26 protein-coding genes are annotated in these 25,995 nt (G+C 61.0%); 11 read left to right on the top strand and 15 right to left on the bottom strand.

Translation table 11 applies throughout. The features are described from left to right. Positions 1-8 precede the first annotated feature (8 nt). A complete protein-coding gene (locus ACW9UO_RS13435) occupies positions 9-569 on the top strand; it encodes an SH3 domain-containing protein (protein WP_457086299.1) in 561 nt (186 codons plus the stop codon). On the opposite strand, the gene ACW9UO_RS13440 is transcribed toward ACW9UO_RS13435, so the two are convergent. Genes ACW9UO_RS13440 through ACW9UO_RS13450 form a run of 3 tightly spaced genes read right to left on the bottom strand, consistent with a single transcriptional unit; the run spans position 566 to position 3,125 of the window. Next, entirely contained in the window at positions 566-1,081 is a 516-nt protein-coding gene (locus tag ACW9UO_RS13440) for a flavin reductase family protein (protein ID WP_457086300.1), read from the bottom strand. The two genes, ACW9UO_RS13435 and ACW9UO_RS13440, sit on opposite strands and share 4 nt — an antisense overlap. Further along, entirely contained in the window at positions 1,081-1,971 is an 891-nt protein-coding gene (locus ACW9UO_RS13445) for an aldo/keto reductase (protein ID WP_457086301.1), read from the bottom strand. Before ACW9UO_RS13445 ends, ACW9UO_RS13440 begins: the two co-directional genes overlap by 1 nt. Further along, entirely contained in the window at positions 1,971-3,125 is a 1,155-nt protein-coding gene (locus ACW9UO_RS13450) for an LLM class flavin-dependent oxidoreductase (RefSeq protein WP_457086302.1), read from the bottom strand. The genes ACW9UO_RS13445 and ACW9UO_RS13450 overlap by 1 nt, the downstream gene beginning before the upstream one ends. Before the next feature lie 165 nt (positions 3,126-3,290). Between ACW9UO_RS13450 and ACW9UO_RS13455 the strand changes: the two genes are divergently transcribed. Together ACW9UO_RS13455 and ACW9UO_RS13460 are read left to right on the top strand one after the other, a co-directional pair. Then, positions 3,291-3,944: a GntR family transcriptional regulator gene (locus ACW9UO_RS13455; RefSeq protein ID WP_457088657.1), complete on the top strand. Its 654-nt coding sequence runs from the start codon at positions 3,291-3,293 to the stop codon at positions 3,942-3,944. A 17-nt stretch (positions 3,945-3,961) separates the two neighbouring features. After that, the gene (locus tag ACW9UO_RS13460) at positions 3,962-5,053 is read left to right on the top strand and encodes a Gfo/Idh/MocA family protein (RefSeq protein WP_457086303.1); all 1,092 of its coding nucleotides are present in this window, start codon (positions 3,962-3,964) and stop codon (positions 5,051-5,053) included. Here the strand turns inward: ACW9UO_RS13460 and ACW9UO_RS13465 are convergent. Both ACW9UO_RS13465 and ACW9UO_RS13470 read right to left on the bottom strand, forming a co-directional pair. Then, complete coding sequence (locus ACW9UO_RS13465; RefSeq protein ID WP_457086304.1) at positions 5,050-6,243, bottom strand: NAD(P)/FAD-dependent oxidoreductase; 1,194 nt, start codon at positions 6,241-6,243, stop codon at positions 5,050-5,052. The two genes, ACW9UO_RS13460 and ACW9UO_RS13465, sit on opposite strands and share 4 nt — an antisense overlap. Next, the gene (locus ACW9UO_RS13470) at positions 6,244-7,098 is read right to left on the bottom strand and encodes a MurR/RpiR family transcriptional regulator (protein WP_457086305.1); all 855 of its coding nucleotides are present in this window, start codon (positions 7,096-7,098) and stop codon (positions 6,244-6,246) included. A 117-nt stretch (positions 7,099-7,215) separates the two neighbouring features. Here ACW9UO_RS13470 and ACW9UO_RS13475 point away from each other — a divergent pair, with 117 nt between their 5' ends. The 8 genes from ACW9UO_RS13475 (at position 7,216) to ACW9UO_RS13510 (ending at position 16,080) form a co-directional block, all read left to right on the top strand. After that, a complete protein-coding gene (locus ACW9UO_RS13475) occupies positions 7,216-7,992 on the top strand; it encodes an N-formylglutamate amidohydrolase (RefSeq protein ID WP_457086306.1) in 777 nt (258 codons plus the stop codon). Next, positions 7,989-8,573 (top strand): TRAP transporter small permease subunit, encoded by a 585-nt coding sequence (locus ACW9UO_RS13480; protein WP_457086307.1) that lies wholly within the window; start codon positions 7,989-7,991, stop codon positions 8,571-8,573. The genes ACW9UO_RS13475 and ACW9UO_RS13480 overlap by 4 nt, the downstream gene beginning before the upstream one ends. Continuing rightward, complete coding sequence (locus ACW9UO_RS13485; protein ID WP_457086308.1) at positions 8,570-9,892, top strand: TRAP transporter large permease; 1,323 nt, start codon at positions 8,570-8,572, stop codon at positions 9,890-9,892. Before ACW9UO_RS13480 ends, ACW9UO_RS13485 begins: the two co-directional genes overlap by 4 nt. 54 nt (positions 9,893-9,946) lie before the next feature. Next, complete coding sequence (locus ACW9UO_RS13490) at positions 9,947-10,984, top strand: TRAP transporter substrate-binding protein (RefSeq protein WP_457086309.1); 1,038 nt, start codon at positions 9,947-9,949, stop codon at positions 10,982-10,984. Between the two features lie 101 nt (positions 10,985-11,085). After that, positions 11,086-12,450, top strand: a complete 1,365-nt coding sequence (locus tag ACW9UO_RS13495) for a glutamine synthetase family protein (RefSeq protein WP_457086310.1) — start codon at positions 11,086-11,088, stop codon at positions 12,448-12,450. Continuing rightward, complete coding sequence (locus ACW9UO_RS13500; protein ID WP_457086311.1) at positions 12,447-13,823, top strand: aldehyde dehydrogenase family protein; 1,377 nt, start codon at positions 12,447-12,449, stop codon at positions 13,821-13,823. Before ACW9UO_RS13495 ends, ACW9UO_RS13500 begins: the two co-directional genes overlap by 4 nt. A 2-nt stretch (positions 13,824-13,825) precedes the next feature. Next, complete coding sequence (locus ACW9UO_RS13505) at positions 13,826-14,971, top strand: iron-containing alcohol dehydrogenase (RefSeq protein WP_457086312.1); 1,146 nt, start codon at positions 13,826-13,828, stop codon at positions 14,969-14,971. A 128-nt stretch (positions 14,972-15,099) separates the two neighbouring features. Continuing rightward, positions 15,100-16,080 carry a D-2-hydroxyacid dehydrogenase gene (locus tag ACW9UO_RS13510; protein WP_457086313.1) on the top strand — a complete coding sequence of 327 codons (981 nt, stop codon included), beginning with the start codon at positions 15,100-15,102 and terminating at the stop codon, positions 16,078-16,080. A 29-nt stretch (positions 16,081-16,109) separates the two neighbouring features. On the opposite strand, the gene ACW9UO_RS13515 is transcribed toward ACW9UO_RS13510, so the two are convergent. From ACW9UO_RS13515 to ACW9UO_RS13560, 10 genes are all read right to left on the bottom strand, one after another. Further along, positions 16,110-16,388: a hypothetical protein gene (locus ACW9UO_RS13515; protein ID WP_457086314.1), complete on the bottom strand. Its 279-nt coding sequence runs from the start codon at positions 16,386-16,388 to the stop codon at positions 16,110-16,112. A gap of 158 nt (positions 16,389-16,546) precedes the next feature. Beyond that, positions 16,547-18,013: a mannitol dehydrogenase family protein gene (locus ACW9UO_RS13520; RefSeq protein WP_457086315.1), complete on the bottom strand. Its 1,467-nt coding sequence runs from the start codon at positions 18,011-18,013 to the stop codon at positions 16,547-16,549. A 19-nt stretch (positions 18,014-18,032) separates the two neighbouring features. After that, on the bottom strand, positions 18,033-18,803 hold the full coding sequence (locus ACW9UO_RS13525; protein WP_457086316.1) for an L-iditol 2-dehydrogenase: 771 nt from the start codon (positions 18,801-18,803) through the stop codon (positions 18,033-18,035). Beyond that, complete coding sequence (locus tag ACW9UO_RS13530) at positions 18,803-19,807, bottom strand: ABC transporter ATP-binding protein (RefSeq protein ID WP_457086317.1); 1,005 nt, start codon at positions 19,805-19,807, stop codon at positions 18,803-18,805. Before ACW9UO_RS13530 ends, ACW9UO_RS13525 begins: the two co-directional genes overlap by 1 nt. A gap of 12 nt (positions 19,808-19,819) precedes the next feature. After that, a complete protein-coding gene (locus tag ACW9UO_RS13535) occupies positions 19,820-20,650 on the bottom strand; it encodes a carbohydrate ABC transporter permease (protein ID WP_457086318.1) in 831 nt (276 codons plus the stop codon). Positions 20,651-20,663: 13 nt separating this feature from the next. Beyond that, positions 20,664-21,530 carry a carbohydrate ABC transporter permease gene (locus tag ACW9UO_RS13540; protein ID WP_457086319.1) on the bottom strand — a complete coding sequence of 289 codons (867 nt, stop codon included), beginning with the start codon at positions 21,528-21,530 and terminating at the stop codon, positions 20,664-20,666. A 125-nt stretch (positions 21,531-21,655) separates the two neighbouring features. After that, complete coding sequence (locus ACW9UO_RS13545) at positions 21,656-22,957, bottom strand: ABC transporter substrate-binding protein (protein ID WP_457086320.1); 1,302 nt, start codon at positions 22,955-22,957, stop codon at positions 21,656-21,658. Positions 22,958-23,091: 134 nt separating this feature from the next. Continuing rightward, positions 23,092-24,120 (bottom strand): LacI family DNA-binding transcriptional regulator, encoded by a 1,029-nt coding sequence (locus ACW9UO_RS13550; RefSeq protein ID WP_457086321.1) that lies wholly within the window; start codon positions 24,118-24,120, stop codon positions 23,092-23,094. Positions 24,121-24,297: 177 nt separating this feature from the next. Further along, positions 24,298-25,242 (bottom strand): transaldolase, encoded by a 945-nt coding sequence (gene tal / locus ACW9UO_RS13555; protein WP_457086322.1) that lies wholly within the window; start codon positions 25,240-25,242, stop codon positions 24,298-24,300. Positions 25,243-25,382: 140 nt separating this feature from the next. Continuing rightward, the gene (locus tag ACW9UO_RS13560; protein ID WP_457086323.1) at positions 25,383-25,964 is read right to left on the bottom strand and encodes a DUF1190 domain-containing protein; all 582 of its coding nucleotides are present in this window, start codon (positions 25,962-25,964) and stop codon (positions 25,383-25,385) included. Positions 25,965-25,995: the final 31 nt, after the last annotated feature.

The raw sequence follows: 25,995 nt of genomic DNA on the forward strand, positions 1-25,995 counted from the left end.
AGGGGCCAATGCATAGTCTTCGAAATCTGGCCACCACACTGGCCGCCGCTCTGGCGCTCACCGCCCCGGCCTTGGCCGAACCATGGTACAAAGTCGGCAATGTCGCCACCAACGACACGCTGAACGTGCGCAGCGGGCCCTCCGTGGCCTTTCCGGTGCTGTCCAAACTGGCCCCCTCCGAAGGCGGCCTTGAAAAGCGCGTCTGCGTTTTGGTCAAGCCCGACCCAGACGGCCCAGCCCCGGCCAAAATGCCCGAATGGTGCCTGATCGCGCGTTCGGGCACGGTGCTCGGCTGGTCGCACGCCCGCTATCTGGTCGAGGATGAGCCGGTCGCCGGGGGGGCCACGCCCACGGTAAGTCTGGTGTTCCTCGCCGGATACCGCTCGTACAATGATACCTGCCAGTTGGTTGGCGACAGCGCGGCGATGGCCCCGATGCAAGACGCAGGTGCCGATATCGTCGCCTGTCCGGTCAGCGATGCGGGCATCGATGCGCTGATCCACGAGGTCGGCGCCCGCCGCCTTGGCGTGATCGATGGCTACATGCTGCTCGCGGTGCCGCTCGGCTAAGCCTGCGGCATCTGCCCGAACTGCCCGGCATAAAACGCCAGCGCATCGCCATCGCGCATCGCGACATGCGTCACCTTGCCAACGAAAATCTCATGATCCCCGGCGCTGTGGCTGGCAAAAGCCTCGCATTCAAACCGCGCCAAACACCCCGCCAACAGTGGCACCCCCGCCGCATTCAACCGATGCGGCACGTCGCGCAAAGCAAAGGCATCGCGCGAACACGCAAAGCACAGATCCGCTTGTTTGGCCGACAGCACATGCACCGCATAAGACCGCGCATCGCGGAAATACGGATACCGGCGCGAGGCCGTGCCCGCCGCCCACATCACCAGCGCCGGATCAATCGACAGCGAGGAAAAGCTGTTGGCGGTGATGCACACCGGCCCGTCGTCGCTGGCACAGGTGATCACCGTCACCCCGGTCGCAAACCGCCCGAAAGCATCGCGCAACGCGCGGCTGTCGTCCTGCCCCGGCACAAACGCCCGCTCCATATCACCCGTCATCGCGTTCATTATGCCACCTCATGTCCCAGCGCGGCCTCATACAGCCGGAACCAGCTTTCGCGCGTCAATGTCACCTTAAGCGCGTCTGAAATCCGCCCGATCCGGTCAAGATTGTTGGTCCCCATCACCGGCAAGATCCGCGCCGGATGCGCCAGCAAAAACGCCACCGCCACCGCTGCGCGGTCGACGCCAAACTCTTCGGCTAGCTCGGTCATCACCGCCCCCGCCGAAATCCCCTGCGCCATCAGGCTGCCGCCGCCCAGCGGCGACCACGCCATCAACGGCGTGCCAAGCCTTTGATGAAACGCCACATCTCCATTGGTAAACGGCGCAATCTCGGCCAAGGACACCTCAATCTGATTGGTCGCCAGCGGCGTTTTCATCGCCGATTGCAGCAATTCCCAATCCCAGCGGCGAAAGTTCGACACGCCCACCGCGCGCACCTTGCCCGACTGCACCAGATCATCCAGCGCCGCCCCGGTCTCATGGTGGTCCATCAGCGGATCAGGCCGGTGGATCAGCAGCATATCGATGTGATCAATCGCCATATCCGCCAGCGAATGTTCCACCGACGCCTCGATATGCGCCCGGCTGGTATCATAATACTTCACCGACTTGTCGGCATAGCGCCCCATCGGCGCAACGATATCGCATTTGGTGACAATCTCGACCCGGTGGCGCAGCCCCGGATTGGCCCGAAACGCCCCGCCCAGCACCGCCTCGGCCGCATATCCACCATAGATATCCGCCTGATCCAGCGTGGTAATCCCCTGATCGAGGCAGGCGTTAATCTTGGCCTCAACATGCCCAGCCGAGGTATCGGCATCATCGCCCAGCCGCCACATCCCGTACACAATACGGCTAAATTCAAGCCCTTGGGCAATCTTCACACGGTCCATCAGCGGCGCTCTCCGTTTCCAAGCGGTGTTGCGGGGGTCTCATCCGGCACCCGGCCATAGGCCTGCGGCAGCGAACACGTCTCAAGCTGCGGCAGAACCCGCGCTCCGAAATGCCGCGCCTCCTCCAAATGCGGATAACCGGAAAAGATAAACGCCCGCATCCCCATCTTGCGATAGTCTTCAATCTTGCTCATCACCTGATCGGTCGACCCAACCAGCGCCGCGCCACAGCCCGACCGCGCCCGGCCCACCCCGGTCCACAAGCCCGGCTCGACATAGCCAAATTTATCCGCCAATTCCCGCGCCTTGGCCTGATGCGCCACGCCAAGCGAGGTCGAATCCAACGCCCGCTCGCGGATCAACTGGCCATATTCATCGTCGAGTTTCGATACGATATACTCGGCATATTCCCGCGCCTCAGCCTCGGTATCGCGCACAATCATATGCACCCGCAGCCCATAGTCCAAAGTCCGCCCCTTGGCCTCAGCCACCGCATGCACCGCCTTCATCCGCTCGGCCAACTGGTCCTTAACCTCTGGCCACATCAGGTAAACATCGCAATGCTCGCCACACAACTCCAGCGCATCCGGCGAATACCCCCCGAAATACAGCAGCGGCCCGCCGGTCTGATACGGCTTCACCGGATCGGTGGTCAGCCCGGCAAAGTCATACACCTCGCCCTTGAGATTGATCTCATCGCGCGTCCAGGCCTGCTTCAAAATCTCGACCACCTCACGCGACCGCTGATAGCGATACGCGCTGTCCTCTTTCTGCCCCGGAAAATCCGAACTGATGATATTAACCGTCAGCCGCCCCTTCAGCATGTGGTCCAGCGTCGCCAAAGTCCGCGCGAGCATGATCGGTTGCATCTCGCCACAGCGCACCGCCGCCAGCAGATTGATGCGCTCGGTGATCGGCGCACAGCCCGCCACAAAGCTCAGCGTATCCTGCCCAACCTGATACGACGACGGGCACAGGATATTGCGAAACCCCTGCGCCTCGGCCTCTTTCACAATTGCCGAACAATGCTCCCAGCTTGAGCGTAACGCGCCATCCGGCACCCCCAAAAACTGGTAATCGTCTGAGCACAAAGCGGAAAACCACGACACTTCAACCGCATCCAGATCGGCAGAGGTGATGGGAACAACGGTCATGGGGCAAGCTCCGGTAAAGTGGGCGACAGGTGCAATTTCCCCTTGCCTAGCAGTGCCGTTTTGATAAATCAATGGTGTATCAATTCTCCCTTGCCCTGGGTGAGCCCCGTGCCTCAATCCGCCAGAAAAGCCGCCGCGCTGCCCGTCTTCATCCAGATCGCGGAAATGCTGATCCGCGATATTGCCGCGGGCCGTCTGATCATTGGCGAACGCCTCCCGCCCGAGCGTGAGATGGCGCAGGGCCTCGGTGTCTCGGTCGGCACCCTGCGCAAGTCTTTGGCCGAACTGGAAAAAAAGGGCATGTTGGAGAGGGTGCAAGGCTCCGGCAACTACATCCGCGAGGCCGCCACCGTCGACAGCGTCTATGCCATGTTCCGCCTCGAACTGCCGGAGGGCGGCGGCCTGCCGCGCGCCGATCTGCTCTCGGTCGACCACCTCGACAAACCCGCCGATCTGCCGAAATTCGGCACCGCGGCCAAAGGCGCACGCGTCCGCCGCCTGCGCTCTCTCAATGATACACTCATCGCGGTTGAGGAAATCTGGCTCGACGACAGCGTCGGCAAAATCGACCCTGCGCTGCTCTCCGACTCTCTCTACCGCTACTACCAAGCCCACCTCGGCTTCTGGGTCTCACGCGCCGAAGACCGAGTCTCGCTGGGCCGCGTCCCCGACTGGTCGCCTGCGAGGTTTCAAAAAGAACCCGGCGCGACAGTGGGCTTTATCGAACGGTTCAGCTGGGCCGACGCGCCCGCACCGGTGGAATATTCGCGCACATGGTTCGACCCGGATCGGGCGATTTATGTGCAAAGATTGAAATAAATTAAAGGGGGCGGCGCATGGCCGACACGGTCAACTACGGCATAATCGGCTGCGGCATGATGGGGCAGGAGCATCTGCGCAACATTGCCCTGCTCGACGGCACCCGCATCGCCGCGATCTATGAACCCGACGAAGCAATGGCACAGGCCGCCGCCGTGCTCGCCCCCGACGCCACCTTCGTCAATTCGCTCCACGATCTCCTGCACATCGAAGCCCTCGATTGCCTCGTGATCGTCAGCCCAAACCATTGCCATATGGCGCAACTCGAACAGATCGCCGCCACCCGCGCCCTGCCGATCTTGGTGGAAAAGCCGCTGTTCACCGACCCCGCCGACCTTGCCCGAATTGACGCTTTCCGCGCGACCTATCCCGCCCCGGTTTGGGTCGCGATGGAGTACCGCTACATGCCCCCCATCGCCGCGCTTCTGGCCGAAGTCGAGGCGATCACCGGCGGCGTGCAGATGCTCACCATCCGCGAACACCGCTTTCCGTTTCTGCCAAAAGTCGGCGATTGGAACCGGTTCAACCGCAACTCCGGCGGCACATTTGTCGAAAAATGCTGCCATTTCTTCGACCTCATGCGGCTGATCCTGCGCTCCGATCCGGTGCGTATCATGGCCACAGGCGGGCAGGCCGCCAACCACCTTGACGAGCGTTACAACAGCGAAACCCCCGACATCCTCGACCACGGTTATGTCATCGTCGACTTCGCCTCCGGCGCCCGCGCCATGCTCGAACTCTGCATGTTTGCCGAGGGCGCGCGCTATCAGGAAGAGGTCTCCGCCGTCGGCCCCATGGGCAAAATCGAGGCGCTTGTGCCCGGTCCCGGCCGCTTCTGGCCCGCCGATCTTGGCGCCCCCCCGGTGCCCCGCCTGATCGTCAGCCCGCGCTACCCCAAAGGCCCCGAAGAGCGTGACATTCCCGTGCCCGATCTGCTGCTCGACGCCGGCGATCACAACGGCTCGACCTATTATCAACACATGCGGTTTCTCGACGTGGTGCGCGGCAACGCCACGCCCGAGGTCACTTTGGACGATGGCGCTTGGGCCGTCCGCATGGGGCAGGCGGCGCAACTTTCGGCCGCCACTGGCGAAGCTGTCCGGCTCTAACGCCCGATCAGCTCGGCCACAATTTGCGCCGTGCGCGGGGCCATCGTCAGCCCAAGATGCCCGTGCCCAAAGGCCAGCACCACGTCATCGCCGCCCTTTGAGGCGCGAATAACTGGCACTGTCGACGGCACCGAGGGCCGAAATCCCATCCATTTGCGGCTCGGCGCGCCCAGCCCCGGCAGAAACGTCGCCGCATGCCGCTCCAACAAATCCCAGCGTTTCGGATCGGGCGGCAGCCGCAGATTGGCCATCTCAACCATCCCAGAAAACCGCATCCGCCCAGCCATCGGGATCGCATAAAACCCCCGCATCCCCGAGGCCACCACATGCTGCAAAGGCATATTTTCCATATCGTATTCAATATGATAGCCACGCTCGGTATCAAGCGGCACCCGGTCGCCCGCCATCGCCGCCAAAGGCCGCGAATAGGCCCCGGCGGCAATCACCACCCGCCGCGCCACAATCTTCCCTTTGTCGAGGTTAAGCTGCACGCCATCGCCCGTCCGCTCCAGCCACTGCACCTTTTGCGGGACCAAAGTCACCCCGGCCACGTCCATCGCCGCCGCCAGTCGCGCCATCATCGCGCCCGGATCTGTCAGATGCACAATGCCGGGAAAGAAATGCGCGCCACCCTCAATCGGCCGCAACTCCGGCTCGACTTTGGCCACCCCAGCCGCGTCCAAAACCTCGATCTCCACCCCGAGCGACCGCCGAAATTCCCGGTCGGTGCCCGCATTCGCAAACGCTTCCGCGCGCTCATACAAATACAGCACCCCGTCGCGCCGGATCAGGTCCGCCGCCCCCGCCGCCGCCGCCGTCTCAATCCAAAGCGGCCCCGCATCGCGCAGCAACTCCGCCAAAGCCAGCGCATTCATCCGCGCCCGCCCCGGCGTACATTCGCGCAAAAACCGCGCAAACCACGGCGCAAGGCCGGGCAGGGCACCGTAGCGCAGCGAAAATGGACTGTCCCGGTCAAACAACAACGACGGCAAATTGCGCAACAGGTCGGGCGACCCGAGCGGCGTCACCGCATACTCTGCAATCGTTCCGGCATTGCCATACGACGCCCCCGATCCCGGCGTCTCGGGGTCGATAATCGCCACCTCATGCCCCTCGGCTGCCAGCCGCAGCGCGGTGGTCATCCCCACCACACCCGCGCCGATCACCGCAATCTCAATCCGCGCGCTCATCTAGGTGAACTTTCTGAAAAGCTTTGTCTGATCAAAGGCTTGCTCCAAAGCATCCGTGCGTTCCTTGACCGTTTCCCACATCATTTCCTGCACCGCCGCAATCGTGCACTCCACCAGCAACATCAGCGCCAGATTGGAATCCCACGCCGAGGGCACCGAGATCCGCGCCCCAAAAGTATACCGCGCAAACCGATGGATCGGCGAGCGCCATTGATCAGTCAACAGCGCCAAAACCGCCCCGCGCTCCGCCGCCATCTGCGCCATCTGCAACGAGTCATTCTGATAGCGCCGCACGTCAAACATGATCACCAGATCGTCGGCGCGAATATCCAGCAGATCATGCGCCCAAGCCGAATTGCCCGGCAACAGCCGCACGTCAGGCCGGATCATTTGCAGATGCAGAAACATATATTGCGCCAGCGGCCCGGTGATGCGCCCCCCGGCGATAAACACCCGCCGCGTCGGGTCGGCAATCAACTGGCACAGCCCGTCAAATTGCACCGGATCAAGATGCTCCAACGTCGCCCGCTGGTTGTCAAACGCGGCGCGGGAATAGCGCGAAATCACATGCTGGTCGGGCAGGTCGCTCTGCCACGCCTTGTGCTTGGCGATCGGGTTGGAAATCACCTCGCCCAGCTCCTCGCGCAGCGACGATTGAAAGTCCGGATAGCCGCCAAACCCCAGCTTGCGCACCATCCGCAGCACCGTCGGCGTCGACACCGCCGCCTTTTCCGCCAGCTCGGTGATGCTGCCCAGCCCCGAGATCGGATAATCGTCCAGCAAACACTCGGCCAACTGCCGTTCAGACCGGGTCATCTCGGCGGATTTGGCTTGAATTTTCTCGGCAATCGACATGCGCAGTCCGCCATTTTACGGGCAATTTTCAACGACGTTACATCCGACACGCGCGCCAATCAAACCATTTAAGAAACATTCTTGACAGGGCCGTGCGCTCTGTAGAATATTTTACAGATGACGCAATCCATCATCGATTCCAGTTTCGGTTCTGTTGTGCAGGTGGCGGATGCGCCCCCCGGCGCTGACGTGATTGTTGTCTGCGAACACGCCGCCAACGCCATCCCCGCGTCGCTTTCCGGGCTGGGCATCAGTCGCGAAACCGGCGAAAGCCATGTCGCCTGGGATCCCGGCGCGCTGGGTGTGGCCAAGGGGCTGGCGCAGCACCTCTCTGCGCCGCTGGTTTATGGCTGCGTCTCGCGGCTGGTCTATGATTGCAACCGCCCGCCCGAGGCGGCTGATGCAATCCCGGAACGCAGCGAAGTGCACGAAATCCCCGGAAATTCCGGCCTAAGCCCCGATGCGCGCACCGCCCGCATCACCGAGGTTTACGCACCTTTCCGCGACGTGCTTGCCCATGAAATCGCATCCCGGACGGGGGCCCTCGCGCTCATGGTCACGGTACACAGCTTCACGCCGGTCTATCGCGGCGTTTCCCGCGAGGTCGAGATCGGGCTGCTGCATGGCCGCGACGCCGCAATCGCCAAAACCATGCTGGCCGCCACCCCGCCCGACATGCCGTTCCGCGTTCGCCTGAACGAGCCCTACAGCGCCGCCGACGGTGTCGCCCACACGCTTGATGTGCACGGCGCGGCCAACAATCTGCCCTCCGTCATGCTGGAAATCCGCAGCGATCTTATCTCGACCGCCGCCGACCAAAACGCGATGGCCGCCCGGCTTGCCCCGTGGCTGCGCCAAACCCTCGTGGCCTACAAAAACGGAGAGGCCGCATGATCGCCGCCATGCTCGGATATGTCCGCGTGGTGGACGCCCTCAACCGCCGGGTCGGGCGATTTGCGATGTACGGGCTGTTTGGCATGATGGCCATTCTGCTCTGGTCGTCGATCTCCAAAACCTTTTTCCTGCCCTCGCTCTGGACGCTGGAAATCGCGCAATTCGCGATGGTCGCCTATTACATGATCGGTGGCCCCTACGCGATCCAGATGGGGTCGAACGTGCGGATGGACCTGTTTTACGGCGAATGGAGCACGCGGCGCAAAGCGGCGGTTGACTGTATCACTGTGTTTTTCCTGATCTTTTACCTTGGCGTGTTGCTTTATGGCGGCCTTGGGTCCACGGCCTATTCGCTTGGCTACTGGGGCGACGCGCCGATCACTTTCTTCGCGGGCCTCCTCACCGGAGCCGAGGAAATCGGCCGGGTCGAACGCTCCTCCACCGCATGGCGCCCCTACATCTGGCCCGCCAAAGGCATCATGGTGCTCGGCATCTTCCTGATGCTGCTGCAGGCCATTTCCGAACTGTTCAAAGACATCGCGCGCCTCAACGGGCATGACATCCCGGAGACCACCATATGAGCCAGGAACACATCGCGCTGTTCATGTTTGCGTCCATGATGCTGATGCTGCTGAGCGGCCAACGCGTGTTTGGTGCCATTGGTGCGATTGCCGCCATTGCCGCGATGGCGCTTTGGGGTGGGACTGGCGGCTATGACATCCCGTTTTCTGCCGCGATGAAGCTGATGAAATGGTATCCGCTGCTGACCCTGCCGATGTTCATTTTCATGGGCTACGTGTTGAGCGAGAGCAAGCTGGCCGACGACCTCTATAAGATGTTCCACGTCTGGTTCGGCAACGTCAACGGCGGTCTGGCGATGGGCACCATCGGCCTTATGGTGCTGATTTCCGCGATGAATGGCCTGTCGGTCGCGGGCATGGCCATCGGCGCGACAATCGCCTTGCCGGAGCTGCTGCGCCGCAATTACGACAAACGCATGGTGACTGGCGTCATTCAAGCGGGGTCCTCCCTTGGCATTCTCGTTCCGCCCTCCGTGGTCCTCGTTCTCTATGCCATGATCGCGCGCCAACCGGTCGGGCAACTCTGGCTCGCCGGGGTGCTGCCCGGCCTGATGATGGCGACGATGTTCGTGTTCTACATCTGGCTGCGCTGCAAACTTCAGCCCGAACTCGGCCCCGCGCTCCCCGAGGCCGGCAACGTGCCGCGCGCCGAAAAGCTCCGCCTTCTGGGCGCAGGCATCCTGCCGCTGCTGATCTTTGCAGCGATGATGGTGCCCTTTGTCAACGGCTGGACCTCGCTAGTCGAAAGCTCCGCCATCGGCGCGCTCACCGCCTTCTTTGCCGCCGTCGCCAAACGCCGCATGTCGTGGCAAGTCTTCGAAACCTCCGTCCGTCAAACATTGGGCATCTCCTGCATGTTCATGTGGATCATCCTCGCGGCACTTGGTTTTGGCGCGGTCTTCGATGGCCTCGGCGCGGTCAGCGCCATCGACAACCTGTTCACCGAACAACTCGGCCTCAGCCCCTGGGTCATCCTGATCTTGATGCAGCTCAGCTTTATCCTCATGGGCACCTTTCTTGACGACACCGCCATGCTGGTGATCGTCGCGCCACTTTACGTTCCGCTGGTTGGCGAACTCGGTTTCGATCTGATTTGGTACGGCGTGCTCTACACCATCACCACCCAGATCGCCTATATGACGCCGCCCTTCGGCTATAACCTCTTCCTCATGCGCGCGATGGCCCCGCCCGAGATAAGCCTGCGCGATATCTACATCTCCATCATCCCCTTCGTCGGGGTGATGGTCCTGGCGCTCAGCCTGATCATGATCTTCCCACAGATCGCAACTTGGCTGCCGGACTACGTTTACGGGCAATAAGTTAAAAAAGAGTTTCCCCAAGGAAACCATCCATTCACAACAAGGAGAAGTCTCATGACCACGACCAGACGCAAGTTCCTGACCACAGCCGCCGCCGGTGCCGCCGCGGCCCCCCTGGCCACGCCCGCCCTCGCGCAGGGCAAGATCACATGGCGGATGCAAACCTACGCTGGCCCCGCTTTGGCCGCCCATGTCATCGACCCCGCCATCGAGATGTTCAACAAAATTGCCGGCGACCGCATGCAGATCGAGCTGTTCTACGCCGACCAGCTTGTCCCCACCGGCGAGCTGTTCCGCGCGCTGCAAAAGGGCACCATCGACGCGGTGCAATCGGATGATGACTCGATGGCCTCCCCCACCGATGTCACTGTTTTCGGTGGATATTTCCCCTTCGCCTCGCGCTATTCTCTCGATGTGCCGGTGCTGTTCAACCAATACGGCCTGAATGAAATCTGGGATGAGGAATACTCCGCCGTCGGCGTCAAACACATCAGCGCCGGCTCGTGGGATCCCTGCCATTTCGCCACCAAAGACCCGATCAACTCGCTCGAAGATCTCAAGGGCAAACGCGTCTTCACCTTCCCCACCGCCGGGCGTTTCCTGGCGCAATTCGGCGTCGTGCCGGTCACCCTCCCGTGGGAAGACATCGAGGTCGCCGTACAGACCGGCGAGCTTGACGGCATCGCATGGTCGGGCATCACCGAAGACTACACCGTCGGCTGGGCTGACGTGACCAACTACTTCCTGACAAACAACATTTCCGGCGCCTGGGCCGGGTCGTTCTTTGCCAATATGGACCGTTGGAACGAGCTGCCCGAAGACCTCCAAACCCTGTTCCGGGTCTGCTGTGACCAGTCACATTACTACCGCCAGTGGTGGTATTGGGGCGGCGAAGCCTCGCTGCGGGTCAATGGCCCCAAGATGGAGCTGACCACCATCCCCGATGCCGAATGGGCGCAGGTCGAAAACGCCGCCGTAGAGTTCTGGGATGAGATCGCCGCCGAAAGCCCGACCAAGGCCAAAGTTGTTGAAATCATCAAGAAATACAACGCCGACATGCAGAAAGCCGGGCGGCCCTACCGCTACGGCTGATGCGATGAAAACCGCCTCGGGACAGTCCCGGGGCCAGATGGCATGCGCCCCGGAGCACACCCGGGGCGCATCTCGGTACAAAAGATGACAAGAGGTGGCACATGAGCCAGCAAATGAGCCTTGAAACGCTGATCCAACAGGTGAAGCGCGGCGAAATCGACACTGTCCTGACCTGCACCATCGATATGCAGGGCCGGCTGATGGGCAAACGCTTCCATGCCGAGGCCTTCCTCGACATCGCCCATGGTGAAACCCATTGCTGCACCTATCTGCTGGCCACCGATCTCGAAATGTCGACGCCCGAAGGCTTTGCCTCGACCAGTTGGCAGACCGGCTATGGCGATTATATCCTCAAACCCGATCTCGCCACCCTGCGCCCGGTGCCGTGGCTCGACGGCACCGCGATGGTGCTGTGCGATGTGCTCGATCATCACGATCACGCGCCGGTGCCGCACGCCCCGCGCGACATCCTCAAACGCCAGATTGCCCGCGCCGAGGCGATGGGCCTGACCCCGGTCACCGCCACCGAACTCGAGTTCTTCCTGTTCAAAGGCACCCATGATCAGATCGCCGAAAACGGCTTCCGCGATCTCAAACCGATCTCGAACTACAACGAAGATTACCACATCTTCCAGACCAGCAAGGAAGAGCCGGTGATGCGCCCGATCCGCAATCATCTGCGCGCGATGGGCATCCCGATCGAAGGGTCGAAAGGCGAGGCCGAGGCCGGCCAGGAAGAGCTTAACGTCAAATACGCCGACGCGCTGGCCACCGCCGACCACCACACCATTGCCAAACATGGCGTCAAGGAAATCGCGCATTTACAAGGCTTTGCCGCAACCTTCCTGCCGAAATACCGCCATGACAAGGTCGGCAGCGCCGCCCATGTCCACCAATCGCTCTGGCGCGACGGCGAAAACGCCTTTTTCGATGCCGACCGCCCCTTGGGCAAATCCGAGCTGATGGACCACTATATGGCGGGCCTGATCAAATACGCCGCCGATTACACCTATTTCGTCGCTCCTTATGTCAACAGTTACAAACGGTTCGCCAAAGGCACCTTCGCCCCGACCCAGATCGTCTGGTCGGTCGACAACCGCACCGCCGCCTACCGCCTTGTCGGCAACGGCACCAAGGGCATTCGCGTCGAATGCCGCACGCCGGGCTCCGACATGAACCCTTACCTCGCGCAGGCCGCCATGCTGGCCGCAGGGCTGAAAGGCATCGAGGAAAAACTGGCCCTCACCGCGCCCTTCAAAGGCGACGCTTACGGCAACGAGAAGGCCGCCCATATCCCCCGCAACCTGCGCGACGCCCGCGAAGCTTTGCTGGCCTCCGACATGCTGCGCGCAGCCTTTGGCAAAGATGTCATCACTCACTACGCCCGCGCGGCAGAGTGGGAACTCGAAGAATTTGACCGCGTGGTGACAGATTGGGAAATCGCACGCGGGTTTGAAAGGGCATGACCATGCTACACTGTATCTCTCCTATCGATGGCTCGGTCTTTGCCGAACGTCCTGTTCTAAGCCTCGACGATGGCACAGCCGCCGCCGCCCGCGCCCGCAAGGCGCAGAAATCCTGGGCCGCCCGCCCCCTGTCCGACCGCATCTCGCTGGTCATGGCCGGTGTCGCCGCGCTGGGTGCGATGGGCGACGAGGTCACAACCGAACTGGCCCACATGATGGGCCGCCCCGTGCGCTACGGCGGCGAATTTGGCGGCGTCAATGAACGCGCAAGCTATATGGCGGGCATCGCAGAAGCCTCCCTTGCCCCGACCATCATCGAGGACAGTGCCAATTTCGAACGTCGCATCCTGCGCGAACCGCAGGGCGTCATTCTGGTGGTCTCGCCGTGGAACTATCCTTACATGACGGCGATCAACACGGTCGCCCCCGCGCTCATCGCGGGCAACGCCGTATTGCTCAAGGGTGCCACACAAACCTTACTAGCAGGTGAACGGCTGGCCAAAGCCTTCCATTCCGCCGGTGTCCCCGAGGACGTGTTCCAGAACGTGTTCCTCGACCACCAAACCACCTCTGCCCTGATCGCTGGCCGCGCCTTCAACTTCGTTAATTTCACCGGTTCCGTCGGCGGCGGCCAAGCCATCGAACGCGCCGCTGCGGGCACCTTCACCGGCGTCGGCACCGAGCTTGGCGGCAAAGACCCCGGCTATGTCATGGCCGACGCCAACCTTGATGCCGCCGTCGACACCCTGATCGACGGCGCGATGTTCAACTCCGGCCAATGCTGCTGCGGCATCGAGCGGGTCTATGTCCACGACAGCCTGTTCGACGCCTTCATCGAAAAGGCCAAAGCCATTGTCGACGGCTACGTCCTTGGAAACCCGCTTGACCCCGCCACAACCCTCGGCCCGATGGCCAACATCCGCTTCGCCCAAACCGTCCGCGCCCAGACCGAAGACGCCGTCGCCAAAGGCGCCACCCGCGTCATCGACACCGCGAAATTCGCTGATGACGGCGGCGCCTACCTCGCGCCGCAAATCCTCACCAACGTCACCCACGACATGACCGTGATGCGCGAGGAAAGCTTCGGCCCGGTGCTTGGCGTCATGCCCGTGTCCTCCGACGAAGAGGCCATCGCTTTGATGAACGACAGCGATTTCGGCCTCACCGCCGCCCTCTGGACCGCCGACGCCGAGCGCGCCGCGCGCATCGGCAGCCAACTCGAAACCGGCACCGTCTTCATGAACCGCTGCGATTACCTCGACCCGGCGCTCTGCTGGACTGGCTGCAAAGACACCGGTCGCGGCGCCGCCCTCTCCTCCTTGGGGTATCACTCGTTGACCCGCCCCAAATCCTACCACCTCAAGAAAGCCTGAACATGTCCCTGACTGCCAATTGGTCATATCCCACCGCCATCCGTTTCGGCGCCGGCCGCATCTCCGAGATCGCCGAAGCCTGCGCGGCGGTGGGCATGCAAAACCCGCTCCTCGTCACTGATCGCGGCCTCGCCACCCTGCCGATCACCACCAAAACCCTCGACCTGATGGAAGCCGCGGGCCTGGGCCGTGGCCTCTTTGCCGAGGTCGATCCCAACCCGAACGAGGCCAACCTCACCGCCGGCGTCCAAGCCTACAAAGCCGGCAACCATGACGGCGTGATTGCCTTCGGTGGCGGCTCCGGCCTCGACCTTGGCAAGATGGTCGCCTTCATGGCCGGCCAGACCCGCCCGGTGTGGGATTTCGAGGACATCGGCGATTGGTGGACTCGCGCCGACGCCTCCGCCATCGCCCCCATCGTCGCCGTGCCCACCACCGCCGGCACCGGCTCCGAAGTGGGCCGCGCCAGCGTGCTGACCAACGCCGACACCCACGAGAAAAAGATCATCTTCCACCCCAAAGTCCTGCCCAGCGTCGTCATCGCCGACCCCGAGCTGACCACCGGCATGCCCCCCGCGATCACCGCAGGCACCGGGATGGACGCCTTCGCCCACTGCCTCGAGGCCTTCTGCTCGCCGCATTACCACCCGATGAGCCAGGGCATCGCGCTCGAAGGGCTGCGGCTGGTCAAGGAAAACCTGCCAACCGCCTACGCCACCCCCACCGACATCGAGGCCCGCGCCCATATGATGTCCGCCGCGATGATGGGCGCCACCGCCTTCCAAAAAGGCCTCGGCGCCATCCACGCCATTTCGCACCCCATCGGCGCGATCTATCACACCCACCACGGCACCACGAACGCGGTGGTCATGCAGGCGGTGCTCGATTTCAACCGCCCCGCCATCGAGGCCCGCATCGAGCAAGCCGCGGCCTACCTCGGCATCGACGGCGGCTTTGACGGCTTCCGTGCCTTTGTCGGAGACCTCAACGCCACCCTCGGCATCCCCGAGAGCCTCGCCGCAATGGGCGTCGCCACCCCCGACAAGGCGGCGATCCTGGAAGGCGCCCTCAAAGACCCCAGCTGCGGCGGCAACCCGATCGAGCTCACCCGCGAAAACGTAAGCGCGCTGCTCGATACGCTTTTGTAAGGCCTCGACAAACGGGCAGTGCACTCTCAAACCTACCGGCCAAGGCCAACGGTGCGGGGGGCGGATCTTGACGGTTCAACCACCCGCACCGTACTGTTTTTCGTAAACAAAGTCACTTGGGGCAGAGAATGAAAATAGATAAGGTTGTAACGAATGTTCTGTACACGGGCGCGCTCTGGGACGAGCTGACCGCCGCTTTCGCGCCAGCCGAAGTGACCCGTATCGAACCTGAGGATTACGACGGTTTGCGCCGCTCCTTGGCCACAGCCGATGTCGCCCTGCTGCAAAATCTGCTGCCGCCCGAGGAAATCCAAGGCGAAAACTTGCGTTGGGTGCATGTCACCCACGCGGGCGTCGATAGGATCGCGCGCCCGGAAATGTTGGAACGCGGCATCCGTGTGTCTGGCTCTGCGGGCTACTCGGTCGAGGCACTGGCCGAACACGCGCTGTTTTTCATGTTGTCGCTTGCTTACAAATCTACCGATCTTTGGGACTCGCAACGCCGATCCGCATGGGAAAAAGACGGACGCGAACACCTGCGCTCGCTCTATGGCCATACGGTGGGCATCGTGGGCCTTGGTCATATCGGTAAGGCCTTGGCCACACGGTGCGCGGCGATGGGAATGCGCGTCGTTGGCTATCGTCGCAGCGACGGGCCAGCGCCTGCCGGGGTCGATCAGCTTTATACCGAAAGCCAAAAGGACGGTCTCGAGACACTGCTCGGCGAGTCCGATTATGTGGTTCTTGCCGTGCCATTAACCAATGCAAGTCGCGGTTTGATGAACGCGCGCACGCTTGGCATGATGAAACCCAGCGCCCGACTGATCAATATTGCGCGCGGCGCGGTGGTGGATGAACCGGCGCTGATCGAGGCCTTGAAACGACAGCAGATTGCCGGTGCCGGTCTCGATGTCTTTTGCCAAGAACCGCTGCCGTCTGACAGCCCGCTCTGGACGTTGCCCAATGTTTTGATCACGCCGCACACATCGTCCCGAGAACCTGACCGGGATGCGCGGGCCGTGGCCCTCATTTGCGACAATATCAATCGCTATCGCACGGGTCTGTCTCTGCTGAACGAAGTGACCGAGGATGATCTTTTCACCCCCTGACGCGAGCGCAGTCCTAGGGCCGGGGGCCCTCACTCCTCCCAAACCACATCCACCGTCTCCCGCGTGATCGCCTTCACCCGCTTCCACTTCTCGTAATTGTCCTCCAGCCGTCGCCGCTCTTCTGCCAATGACCGGCGTTCCCATTCTTCCAGCCGCTCGCAGTGAAAGAACGGCACCACCGCCGCGACAAACCTTCCGTGTTTGGTCAGCCACAAGCGCCCGCCCATATGCTCGACCCAGCCGGTGAGCTGTGAGCAGTGTTTGCGGTAGTCCGAGAGGGGGGAAATGCGGTAGGGGGCGAGGGTCATGGCGGTCTCCGATCTGGGGCACAGTCTGCCCTAATACGGTTGCCAATTCCTTAATCCGGCGTGCGCGGCCCACAGCGCAGACGGATGGGTAGGGCCAAAGAATAGGGCAGGGGGATCTGACCAGATAAATAGGTCAAATCCCCCCAAAGCCCCTAAACTCAGGCGTTCTGATACGCGGTCAGCGCCGCCTCGACGCCCTCCGCCCAGATCAGATTGAGCCACGTCGAAAACTCCGACGCAAATCGCTCATTGTCCGCCAGATCGCCATAGAAATGCCGCTGCTCAAGCCAGACGCTCGGGTCGTCCTTCGCCGCCAAAGCCGCTGCATTCAGCTCGTCCCAAACCGGATCATTCGGCTCGATCACACTGCCATCTTCGCGCGTTCCGGCGCACATCCGGCACCAAAACGCTTGCGACAACGCCAAGCCCGACACCGGCGTTCCCGCCGCCAGAGAGTCGCGAATACCGGGCAAAACCGCCCCGGTCTGGCGCGACGATCCGTCAAACGCGACGCGGCGCACGGTGTCGTGAATCTTTGGGTTCGAGAAACGTCTGTCAATCAAATCAGTGTATTGCCCGGTGGTCATCCCCGGCACATCATCGACATGCGGCGCGATTTCATCGGTGGCCACCTTGCGCAGCAGCGCCTTGATGCCCGGATGCTCCAACGTGCCCGCAATCGTCTCGATCCCAAGGATCTCGGCCGGGGCCACGATGATCTGGTGCCCGCCGTTCAACATCCGCAGCTTCATCGCTTCGAAGTCATGCACGTTGTCGGTGAACGTCGCGCCGGCCTTTTCATAATCGGGGCGCCCGTTACAGAAGTCGTCCTCGATCACCCATTGGCGAAAGTTCTCATGCGTGACCGGCACCGCATCGTCGATCCCCAGCCCCTTGGCCAACTCAAGCTCTTTCGGCCCTGTCGCAGGCACGATGCAGTCCACCATCGAGTTGGGAAAGCTCGAGTTATTCTTAATCCAATCAAACAGTTCCGGGTCCATCAGCTCAGCGAGACCCAGCACGACTTCACGCAACTTCGTGCCATTGCCTGGGAGGTTGTCACAACTTTGGCAAGTAAAGGCAGGTACGCCAGCATCACGTCGCTGTTTAAGCGCCGCAATCATTGCCCCGAAAGCTGTACGGGGCGTGTCGGAGTTGGCGATGTCGTGCTGGATGTCGGGATGCCCGGGGGCAAATTTCTTCGTCGCGGGATCAAGGTAGTAGCCGCCTTCGGTCACGGTCAGCGCCACGATGCGGATCGCCGGATCGGCCATCTTTGCAATCAGTGGCCCGTTGCCTTCAACGATCGGAACGTAGTCGATCATCGAGCCGACAACCTCGGCGGAACTGCCCGCAGGGTCGAGCTCGATCAGGGTGGTCAGGTAATCCTGCTCCGCCATTTTCAGCCGCATCGTTTCATCATAGGCGCGCACACCTGCGCCAACGATGGCCCAATCGAGTGCGTCGCCGTCCTGCATCAGCCGGTGCAGATACCACGCCTGATGGGCGCGGTGAAAATTGCCGAGGCCGATATGCACAATGCCGGCGGTCAGCTTGGAGCGGTCATAGGTCGGCCGGACAACAGAGTCAGGCAGGTCGTTCAAAGTGGCGTTGGACAGTTTCATGTTCTCGTCCCTTTTCCGGTCAGCTCATCCATTGGCCGCCGTCGACATTATAAGTTTGCGATACAATGTAATTGGCCTCGTCCGACGCCAAAAATACCGCCATTCCAGTCAGATCGCCGGGCACGGCAAACCGGCCAGCAGGTACGCTGGCCGCGACTTCCGCCTTCTTCTGGCCGGGCTTCTTGCCCTCCAGTTTGGCAAACATCTCGTCCACATGTACCCAGTGATCGCCATCCACCACGCCGGGTGCGATGGCATTGACGTTGATCCCGTGGCTGATCAGGTTAAGCCCGGCCGACTGCGTCATCGAGATGACCGCCGCCTTGGTCGAGCAATAGACCAGCACCAGAGATTCGCCGCGTCGCCCCGCCTGGGACGCCATATTGATAATCTTGCCACCGTGGCCCTGCGCAATCATCTGACGCGCGGCCGCCTGCATGGTGAAAAGGGTTCCGGCAACGTTTACAGCATACAGCCGGTCATAGCTTTCACGGGTGATATCCACGGTCTCGGCCGCATCGAACAGCGCGGCGTTGTTGATCAGGATATCGAGCTTCCCCGCTTCGGCCACAACGCTTTGGATTGCTGTGTCGATGCTGTCTTGTTGCGTGACATCGAGATGCACGGCATAGGCCCCGCCCCCGATGTCATTTGCCGCTGCGCGGGCGGCGTCGAGGTTGATATCCCCGATCGCCACCTTTGCTCCCTCGTTCATGTAGGCTTGGGCAAAGCCCTTACCGATACCGCGTGCAGCACCGGTAATAAGGGCGGATTTACCCGCCAGCCGCATCAGTCGATCCGAAGTCCGTCAGCGCCGAACTTGTGGATGTGCTGCGGTTGCGGTGTCAGGTACACGGTGTCGCCGTGCTTGACGCCCACTTCGCCACCCGCACGCACGGTCAGCGGGTCGCAACCCGGAACGCCGTGGATGTGGATGAAGGTGTCGGAACCGAGGTGCTCGGCCACGCCGACCGTCCCCTGCCATGCGCCTGCCGTTGTCGACACGTCAAGGTGCTCAGGACGGATGCCGATGGTGTGCACGCCATGTTTGGACGCTTCGGCACCTTCGATCAGGTTCATCTTGGGCGAGCCGATAAAGCCCGCGACGAACTTGTTGCGCGGCGCTTTGTACAGTTCGAGCGGTGATCCGACCTGTTCGATCACACCGGCCTGAAGCACAACGATCTTATCGGCCATGGTCATCGCTTCGACCTGGTCGTGGGTCACATAGATCATCGTGGTCTGAAGACGCTTGTGCATCTCCGAGATTTCCAGACGCATGCCAACCCGCAGAGCCGCATCGAGGTTCGACAGCGGTTCGTCAAACAGGAAGGCCGAAGGTTCGCGCACAATCGCACGGCCGATGGCAACCCGCTGACGCTGACCACCCGAAAGCTGGCCGGGGCGACGCTCAAGATAGTCGGTCAGGTTCAGCGCTTTGGCCGCGGCATCAATGCGCCGGTCCTGCTCGGCCTGCTCCATGCCCGCCATTTTCATCGGGAACGCGATGTTCTTGCGCACCGACATATGCGGATACAGAGCGTAGGATTGGAACACCATCGCCAGACCGCGCTTTGCAGGCGGCAGATTGGTGGCGTCCTGACCGTCGATCTCGATCTGGCCGCTGGAGATATCCTCCAGACCGGCAATCAGACGGAGCAGCGTGGACTTGCCGCAACCCGAGGGGCCAACGAAGACCGTGAACTCGCCGTCATAGATCGTCAGATCAAGAGGCGGGATGACATTGACGTCGCCAAAGCTCTTGGTGACTTGGTTCAGTTGAATTTGTCCCATGATTTCAGGTCCTTATTTCACAGCGCCGAAGGTGAGGCCGCTGACGAGTTGTTTCTGGCTGAACCAGCCGAGGATGAGGATCGGCGCGATGGCCATTGTCGATGCCGCGCTGAGCTTGGCGTAGAACAGACCCTCGGGGCTGGAGTAGCTGGCAATGAACGCTGTGAGCGGGGCCGCTTTGGCCGCAGTCAGGTTGAGCGTCCAGAATGCCTCGTTCCAGGCCAGGATGAAGTTCAACAGCAGGGTCGATGCGATGCCAGGAACAGCCATCGGGGTGAGAATATAGATAATCTCATCCTTGAGGTTGGCCCCGTCCATCCGCCCGGCCTCGAGGATCTCGCCAGGGATCTCCTTGAAGTAGGTGTAGAGCATCCAGACAATGATCGGCAGGTTGATCAGCATCAAGACGACAACCAGACCAAACCGCGAGTCGAGCAGGCCCATTTTGATGAAGATCAGGTAGATCGGGTACAGAACGCCGACTGCCGGGAGCATCTTGGTCGAGAGCATCCAGAGCAGGATGTCTTTGGTCCGCTTCGAGGGCACGAATGCCATCGACCAGGCCGCCGGAACCGCGATGATAATGCCAAGGACAGTCGAGCCGCCGGCAATAATGATCGAGTTCCACAAGAAGCGGGCGTAGTTCGACCGTTCAAGGACTGTTGCGTAGTTTTCCAGCGTCCAGTTAAAGGCCAGGAACACGGGAGGATCAGCGATCGCTGTGGCTTCGGTTTTGAAGCTGGTCAGGATCGTCCAGAGGATCGGGAAGAAGATCAGCAAGCCGACAGCCCAAGCGGCCACGGTGTTGATGATCTTGCGATTGTTGGTAACGGAACGTGCCATGATTAATATCTCCTCACGCGTCCAGGTTCTTGCCGACGATGCGCATCAGGAAGATGGCAACGATATTGGCGAGAATGATTGCATAGACACCGCCTGCGGAGCCAAGACCGACGTTCTGGCTTTCCAAAACACGCTGGAAGATCAAGTAGGTCAGCGTCCGAGAGCCGAATGCACCGCCGGTGGTCACAAAGATTTCGGCGAAGATCGACAGGAGGAAGATGGTTTCGATCAGGACGACAATGGTGATCGCGCGGCTCAGGTGGGGCAGAACAATATACCAGAAGCGTTTCAGAACGGGTGCGCCGTCCATTTCAGAGGCTTCCAGCTGTTCGCCGTCAAGCGACTGGATCGCGGTCAGCAGGATCAGCGTGGCAAAGGGCAGCCACTGCCAACTGGTGATCACAATGATCGAGAACAGTGAGGCATCCGATAGCCAAACCACCGGTTCCGCGCCGAAAAATTTCCATAGGTGGGCAAAAAGGCCGTTCACCGGGTCCATGAACATGTTCTTCCAGACCAGCGCCGAAACGGTAGGCATGACAAAGAAAGGCGCGATGACGAGGATACGGACAACGCCCTGGCCCCACATCGGTTGGTTCAAAAGGATGCCAAGCAGAACACCAAAAAGCACGGTGATCATCAGGGTGCCACCAACAATGATCAGTGTGGCCTGAACACTGGGCCAAAACGCCGAGGAGGTGACGAATTTGACGTAGTTGTCAAATCCGGTCCAGCCAAGATCGCCGCCGCGCAGGGGCAAGTAAGTTTTAAATGAGAAATAGAGCGTCATGATAAGCGGGACGAGCATCCATCCTAGAAGTAGGATAACTGCTGGTGCCATCATCATGCGCGCTGCGGATCGGGAATGCTGAGTCGCCATGACACAAAGCCTCTCTGTTCACGCAAGTTGCATGTTGAACACGGGGATACGGGGGTAAAGGAACTAAAAGTTGTTAAGGGAACCGAGGGGCGGACATGCCGCCCCCCAGCCCTTGGGAGGATGCCTCAGTAACCTGCGGCTTCCAGTTCTTCTTCGGCAATCGCCTGCGCTTTTTCGAGCGCTTCGTCAGCGGTTTGCTGACCAGCCAGAGCTGCGGAGAACTCTTGGCCGATTTGACCGGCAAGGCCCGACCATTCCGGAATGGCAGCGAACTGAACGCCAACATAAGGAACCGGATCAACGGTCGAGTTTTTCGGATCAGCCGATTGGATCGACTTCAGGGTCATCTCTGCAAACGGAACTTTCTTGTAGTTCTCGTTTTCGTAAAGCGAGGTACGCGCGCCCGGAGGAACGTTGGCCCAGCCTTCGTTTTCAGCAACAAGCTCGATGTAGTCTTTCGAGGTTGCCCATTTGATGAACTCTTTCGCGGCGGCTTCTTTCTGAGTGCCGGCCGGGATGGCCAGTGCCCAGGCCCAGAGCCAGTTGGAGTTTTTGCCCAGACCGGTGTTCGGTGCGAGAGCAAAGCCAACCTTGTCAGCCACTTCAGAGTCGTCGGGGTTGGTCACAAAGGACGCCGCAACTGTTGCGTCGATCCACATGCCGCATTTGCCCTGTTGGAACAGCGAAAGGTTTTCGTTGAAACCGTTCGAGGATGCACCGGGAGGGCCTGCTTCGTTCATCAGGTCGATGTAGAAGTTAAGCGTGTTCGACCATGCTTCGGTGTTGTACTGCGGCTCCCACTCTTCGTTCACAAAGCGCGCGCCGAAAGCGTTCGACATGGCTGTGAGGAACGCCATGTTCTCACCCCAGCCGGCTTTGCCGCGAAGGCAGATGCCGTAGATTTCGTTTTCTTTGTCGGTCATCGCGACCGCAGCTTCTTTGATGAAGTCCCAGGTGGGGGCTTCCGGCATCTCTTTGCCAGCGGCTTCCATCAGGTCGGTGCGGTACATGATCATCGAGCTTTCGCCGTAGAACGGTGCCGCATAAAGCGTGCCGTCAAGGCTCAGGCCGTCTGCCATTGCGGGCAGGATGTCGTCGGCGTCATAGTCTTCGCCCAGGTCGTCCAACGAAACCAGCCAGTCGTTGCCAGCCCAGATCGGCGCTTCGTACATGCCGATTGTCATGATGTCGAACTGACCGCCCTTGGCGGAGATGTCGGTAGTGACGCGTTGGCGCAGTGTGTTTTCTTCCAGAGTGACCCAGTCCACTGTGTGGCCGGTCTTCTCGGTGAAATCATCGGTCAGGCCCTGCATGCGGACCATGTCGCCGTTGTTCACTGTTGCAATCGTGAGTGTCTCTGCGGTGGCTGCTGTCGCTGCGACAGATACCAGCGCGGACGCCGCGAAAAGTGCGTTCGTCAAGTTCATCCATTTTCCTCCCTTGGTTCTGGATGTAGAGACGCCAGTTAGCCCGATTCTGATGCGCGGGTCAACAAAAAGTTTACGCGCGTAAGATTTCAAGTTTCCGCGCCGCAGCGAGAACTTTCTGCAGTGCAGCGAGCTCAGGCGGAATCCCGCATTACCAGTTTCCCCTCGAACATCGACTCTACCCGAGGATGATTGTTATCAGCGTTTTCCATGACTTCAAACAAAGTTTCGACGCTCGTATCCGAAATAGCGGCGTAATCCTGGGCGATGGTTGTCATCGGCGGACAGGTGAATTGCGCGAACGGATGGTCGTCCATTCCGGCCACGCGCAGCGTACAATCCGCGCCGCGCCCCACGCGCACGCCCTTGGAGTAGGCGGCGGAAATCAGGCCAATCGCGAGGCGGTCATTGCTGCAAAGAATGGTGTCGGTCGGGAAATTTCCGTCTTCGATAAGCTTGATGCCGCCTTGAAATCCGATTTGTTCAAAACTCCAGCCATCGCCGCCGACTTTGATGATTTCGGGCGTGTGGCCCAAGGCCTTCATCGCCGCAAGATAGCCGTTTCGGCGGCGGTTGGCGTTCGGGTTGACCGGTTTGTCCATCTCGAAAAACATCGGCGGTTGGCCACTGCGGCACAGGTAATCCACCATGACATGCACCACCTGTGCATGGTCCGATCCCACGAAAGCAGCGCCGGTTTCCTCAAGATAACTGTCAAAAAGCACGGTTGGCACGTCATCGCAGAACCGCATGATCTGCTCACGATCAGAGTTGCGCCCCAAGGCCGCCAGCAGCACCCCCGCCGGTTTCAGCAGCCGCAGCGAGTTGAGAATTGCGGTTTCCTGTTCGCGTTCGCCATGCGAGCTGAACAGCAGCGGGAAAAAGCCCGCATCGATGCAGCGACGTTCGATATTTCGGGCGATTTCGGCAAAGAAAGGGTCGGCCAGATAGGGCACCACGACGCCGATGTTCTTGGTCAGCTGCCGGTTCTGGTTCATCGCGAAAATGTTGGGGCGATAATCGTATTGCTCAAGCGCTTGTTCGATCCGGGCGCGGGTGGATTTCCGCACGCTGTCGGGGTCGTGAAAATATTTCGAAACGGTTGGACGAGAGATGCCGCTGACCTCAGCAAATTCTTCCATATTTTTGATCTTGCGCAGCATGGGTTTCCCTATTTTCTGCGCCGCAAGCGGGTTGGTTCCCGGTGTTAATTAACGAAAAAGGCCCGTGTGGGCCCTAAGTTTACGCGCGCAAGATGAAACTTGACGTTATGCCGCGAGATTATTGCGGTCAAGCAAATCTAATCCTGCGCGCGTTATGTCAGCGGTAAAGTTCCGATATTAATTCAGGCGCTCTGCCACAAGTTTGATCAGTTTCTTGTGGTCAGCGTCGAACTTACGGATGCCTTCGGCCAGTTTTTCGGTCGCCATTGCGTCGGCACCCAGTTCCCAGCGGAAGGTCGCTTCGTTCATGCTGACGGCGTCCACGCCGCTCGCATTGTCGGGCGACAGCACGCGGGGCAGGTCGGCGGTGTCTTTGTCCAGCTCGTCAAGCAGCGCCGGGGCGATTGTCAGGTTGTCACAGCCCGCCAGCGCCTTGATCTGGTCGCTGTTGCGGAAGGAGGCGCCCATGACCACGGTCTTGATGCCGTTGGACTTGTAGTAGTCATAGATCGCGCGCACCGATTTCACGCCGGGGTCTTCATTCGCGGCATAGCTGTCGACGCCCTCGGCCTTTTTGTACCAATCGGTGATCCGGCCCACAAACGGCGAGATCAGGAAAGCGCCCGCATCGGCACAGGCAACGGCCTGCGCCATCGAGAACAGCAGCGTCAGGTTACAATCGATGCCGTCCTTTTGCAGGATCTCCGCCGCGCGGATGCCTTCCCAGGTCGAGGCCAGCTTGATCAGGATGCGCTCTTTGCCGATGCCGCGCGCGTCGTAGTCGGCCAAGATTTCGCGCGCACGCGCCACCGAGGCATCGGTGTCATACGACAGGCAGGCGTCGACTTCGGTCGAGACCCGGCCCGGCACAAGCTCGGTCAGGCGCGCGCCGACGGCCACGGTCAGCTTGTCTGCGACCTGTTCGGGCGTCAGCCCCGCCTTGCGTCCGGCTTCGATCTCTTTGGTGACAAGGTCGTCCGAGGAAGAATCGCTCAGCACGCTGAGCACCAGCGAGGGGTTGGTGGTGCAATCCACGGGTTTGTAGGTTTTTACAGCTTCGACGTCGCCGGTGTCGGCCACAACCACTGTCATGTCTCTGAGTTGGTCCAAAACGCTTGTCATAAGGCTACTCCTTCGTCTGATGTGTGCCGGTGCGCGGGGATCGCAGGCCGGTCCTGGTGTTCATCGGCGGTCCCGACCGTTTGGCCGTGACGCACCGGGGGTGTCTGTTGGTCGTCCCGCAGAAGTCTGCGGGCCCGAGATTAGCCGCCGAAACCGGTGCGCCCGGCGCCGGACTTGCCAAACCCACCGCGCGAGGCGGCGGTGGCGCGGGTCATCGGGGCTTTGCCTGCCGTGGTGGCGGGGCGGGTGAACTGCGAAGTGTTCAGCTTGGCCGCGCCACGGTTGGTGGAAAAGGTGCTCGTCCGGGCGGCATTGGTGAATTTGCCATCGGCGGTTTTATACATCGGTTGCGCCGACGCCATGCCCGACCGACCGCCGAGCATATTGCCGATCAGATAGCCCGCGAGCAGTGGCATAAAGATGCTGCCAGATCCGCCCTGCGTCGCGCTGGCCTCGGACCCGCAGGCCCCTTCGCCGTGCTGCTCTTCGCAAACCTCAACACTGTCATAGCGCGGGGCGGCCTCAACGTGCAGCGCCTCGGCCTGAAGGAACGAAAGCTCGCAGTCTTGCGCCGAAAAGGCGGGGTTCTGCGCAGACTCGTTGATGCAGGACTGAAGGTCGGGATAGGCGGCGGCGTCGATTTTTTCATCTTCACAGCCCGCAAGGGCAAAGGCGGAGGCGCCGACAATGGCGATGGCAACCCGTTTCGAGCGTTTGGTCATGACAAGCGTGCTTTCTGCGCTGATGGCGATT

Source organism: Marinovum sedimenti (assembly GCF_054052205.1).

Coding starts and splice junctions, on each gene's coding strand:
- ACW9UO_RS13435 (WP_457086299.1), top strand. CDS start 9: ATGCATAGTCTTCGAAATCTGGCCACCACACTGGCCGCCGCTCTGGCG.
- ACW9UO_RS13440 (WP_457086300.1), bottom strand. CDS start 1,081: ATGAACGCGATGACGGGTGATATGGAGCGGGCGTTTGTGCCGGGGCAG.
- ACW9UO_RS13445 (WP_457086301.1), bottom strand. CDS start 1,971: ATGGACCGTGTGAAGATTGCCCAAGGGCTTGAATTTAGCCGTATTGTG.
- ACW9UO_RS13450 (WP_457086302.1), bottom strand. CDS start 3,125: ATGACCGTTGTTCCCATCACCTCTGCCGATCTGGATGCGGTTGAAGTG.
- ACW9UO_RS13455 (WP_457088657.1), top strand. CDS start 3,291: ATGCTGATCCGCGATATTGCCGCGGGCCGTCTGATCATTGGCGAACGC.
- ACW9UO_RS13460 (WP_457086303.1), top strand. CDS start 3,962: ATGGCCGACACGGTCAACTACGGCATAATCGGCTGCGGCATGATGGGG.
- ACW9UO_RS13465 (WP_457086304.1), bottom strand. CDS start 6,243: ATGAGCGCGCGGATTGAGATTGCGGTGATCGGCGCGGGTGTGGTGGGG.
- ACW9UO_RS13470 (WP_457086305.1), bottom strand. CDS start 7,098: ATGTCGATTGCCGAGAAAATTCAAGCCAAATCCGCCGAGATGACCCGG.
- ACW9UO_RS13475 (WP_457086306.1), top strand. CDS start 7,216: ATGACGCAATCCATCATCGATTCCAGTTTCGGTTCTGTTGTGCAGGTG.
- ACW9UO_RS13480 (WP_457086307.1), top strand. CDS start 7,989: ATGATCGCCGCCATGCTCGGATATGTCCGCGTGGTGGACGCCCTCAAC.
- ACW9UO_RS13485 (WP_457086308.1), top strand. CDS start 8,570: ATGAGCCAGGAACACATCGCGCTGTTCATGTTTGCGTCCATGATGCTG.
- ACW9UO_RS13490 (WP_457086309.1), top strand. CDS start 9,947: ATGACCACGACCAGACGCAAGTTCCTGACCACAGCCGCCGCCGGTGCC.
- ACW9UO_RS13495 (WP_457086310.1), top strand. CDS start 11,086: ATGAGCCAGCAAATGAGCCTTGAAACGCTGATCCAACAGGTGAAGCGC.
- ACW9UO_RS13500 (WP_457086311.1), top strand. CDS start 12,447: ATGACCATGCTACACTGTATCTCTCCTATCGATGGCTCGGTCTTTGCC.
- ACW9UO_RS13505 (WP_457086312.1), top strand. CDS start 13,826: ATGTCCCTGACTGCCAATTGGTCATATCCCACCGCCATCCGTTTCGGC.
- ACW9UO_RS13510 (WP_457086313.1), top strand. CDS start 15,100: ATGAAAATAGATAAGGTTGTAACGAATGTTCTGTACACGGGCGCGCTC.
- ACW9UO_RS13515 (WP_457086314.1), bottom strand. CDS start 16,388: ATGACCCTCGCCCCCTACCGCATTTCCCCCCTCTCGGACTACCGCAAA.
- ACW9UO_RS13520 (WP_457086315.1), bottom strand. CDS start 18,013: ATGAAACTGTCCAACGCCACTTTGAACGACCTGCCTGACTCTGTTGTC.
- ACW9UO_RS13525 (WP_457086316.1), bottom strand. CDS start 18,803: ATGCGGCTGGCGGGTAAATCCGCCCTTATTACCGGTGCTGCACGCGGT.
- ACW9UO_RS13530 (WP_457086317.1), bottom strand. CDS start 19,807: ATGGGACAAATTCAACTGAACCAAGTCACCAAGAGCTTTGGCGACGTC.
- ACW9UO_RS13535 (WP_457086318.1), bottom strand. CDS start 20,650: ATGGCACGTTCCGTTACCAACAATCGCAAGATCATCAACACCGTGGCC.
- ACW9UO_RS13540 (WP_457086319.1), bottom strand. CDS start 21,530: ATGGCGACTCAGCATTCCCGATCCGCAGCGCGCATGATGATGGCACCA.
- ACW9UO_RS13545 (WP_457086320.1), bottom strand. CDS start 22,957: ATGAACTTGACGAACGCACTTTTCGCGGCGTCCGCGCTGGTATCTGTC.
- ACW9UO_RS13550 (WP_457086321.1), bottom strand. CDS start 24,120: ATGCTGCGCAAGATCAAAAATATGGAAGAATTTGCTGAGGTCAGCGGC.
- tal (WP_457086322.1), bottom strand. CDS start 25,242: ATGACAAGCGTTTTGGACCAACTCAGAGACATGACAGTGGTTGTGGCC.
- ACW9UO_RS13560 (WP_457086323.1), bottom strand. CDS start 25,964: ATGACCAAACGCTCGAAACGGGTTGCCATCGCCATTGTCGGCGCCTCC.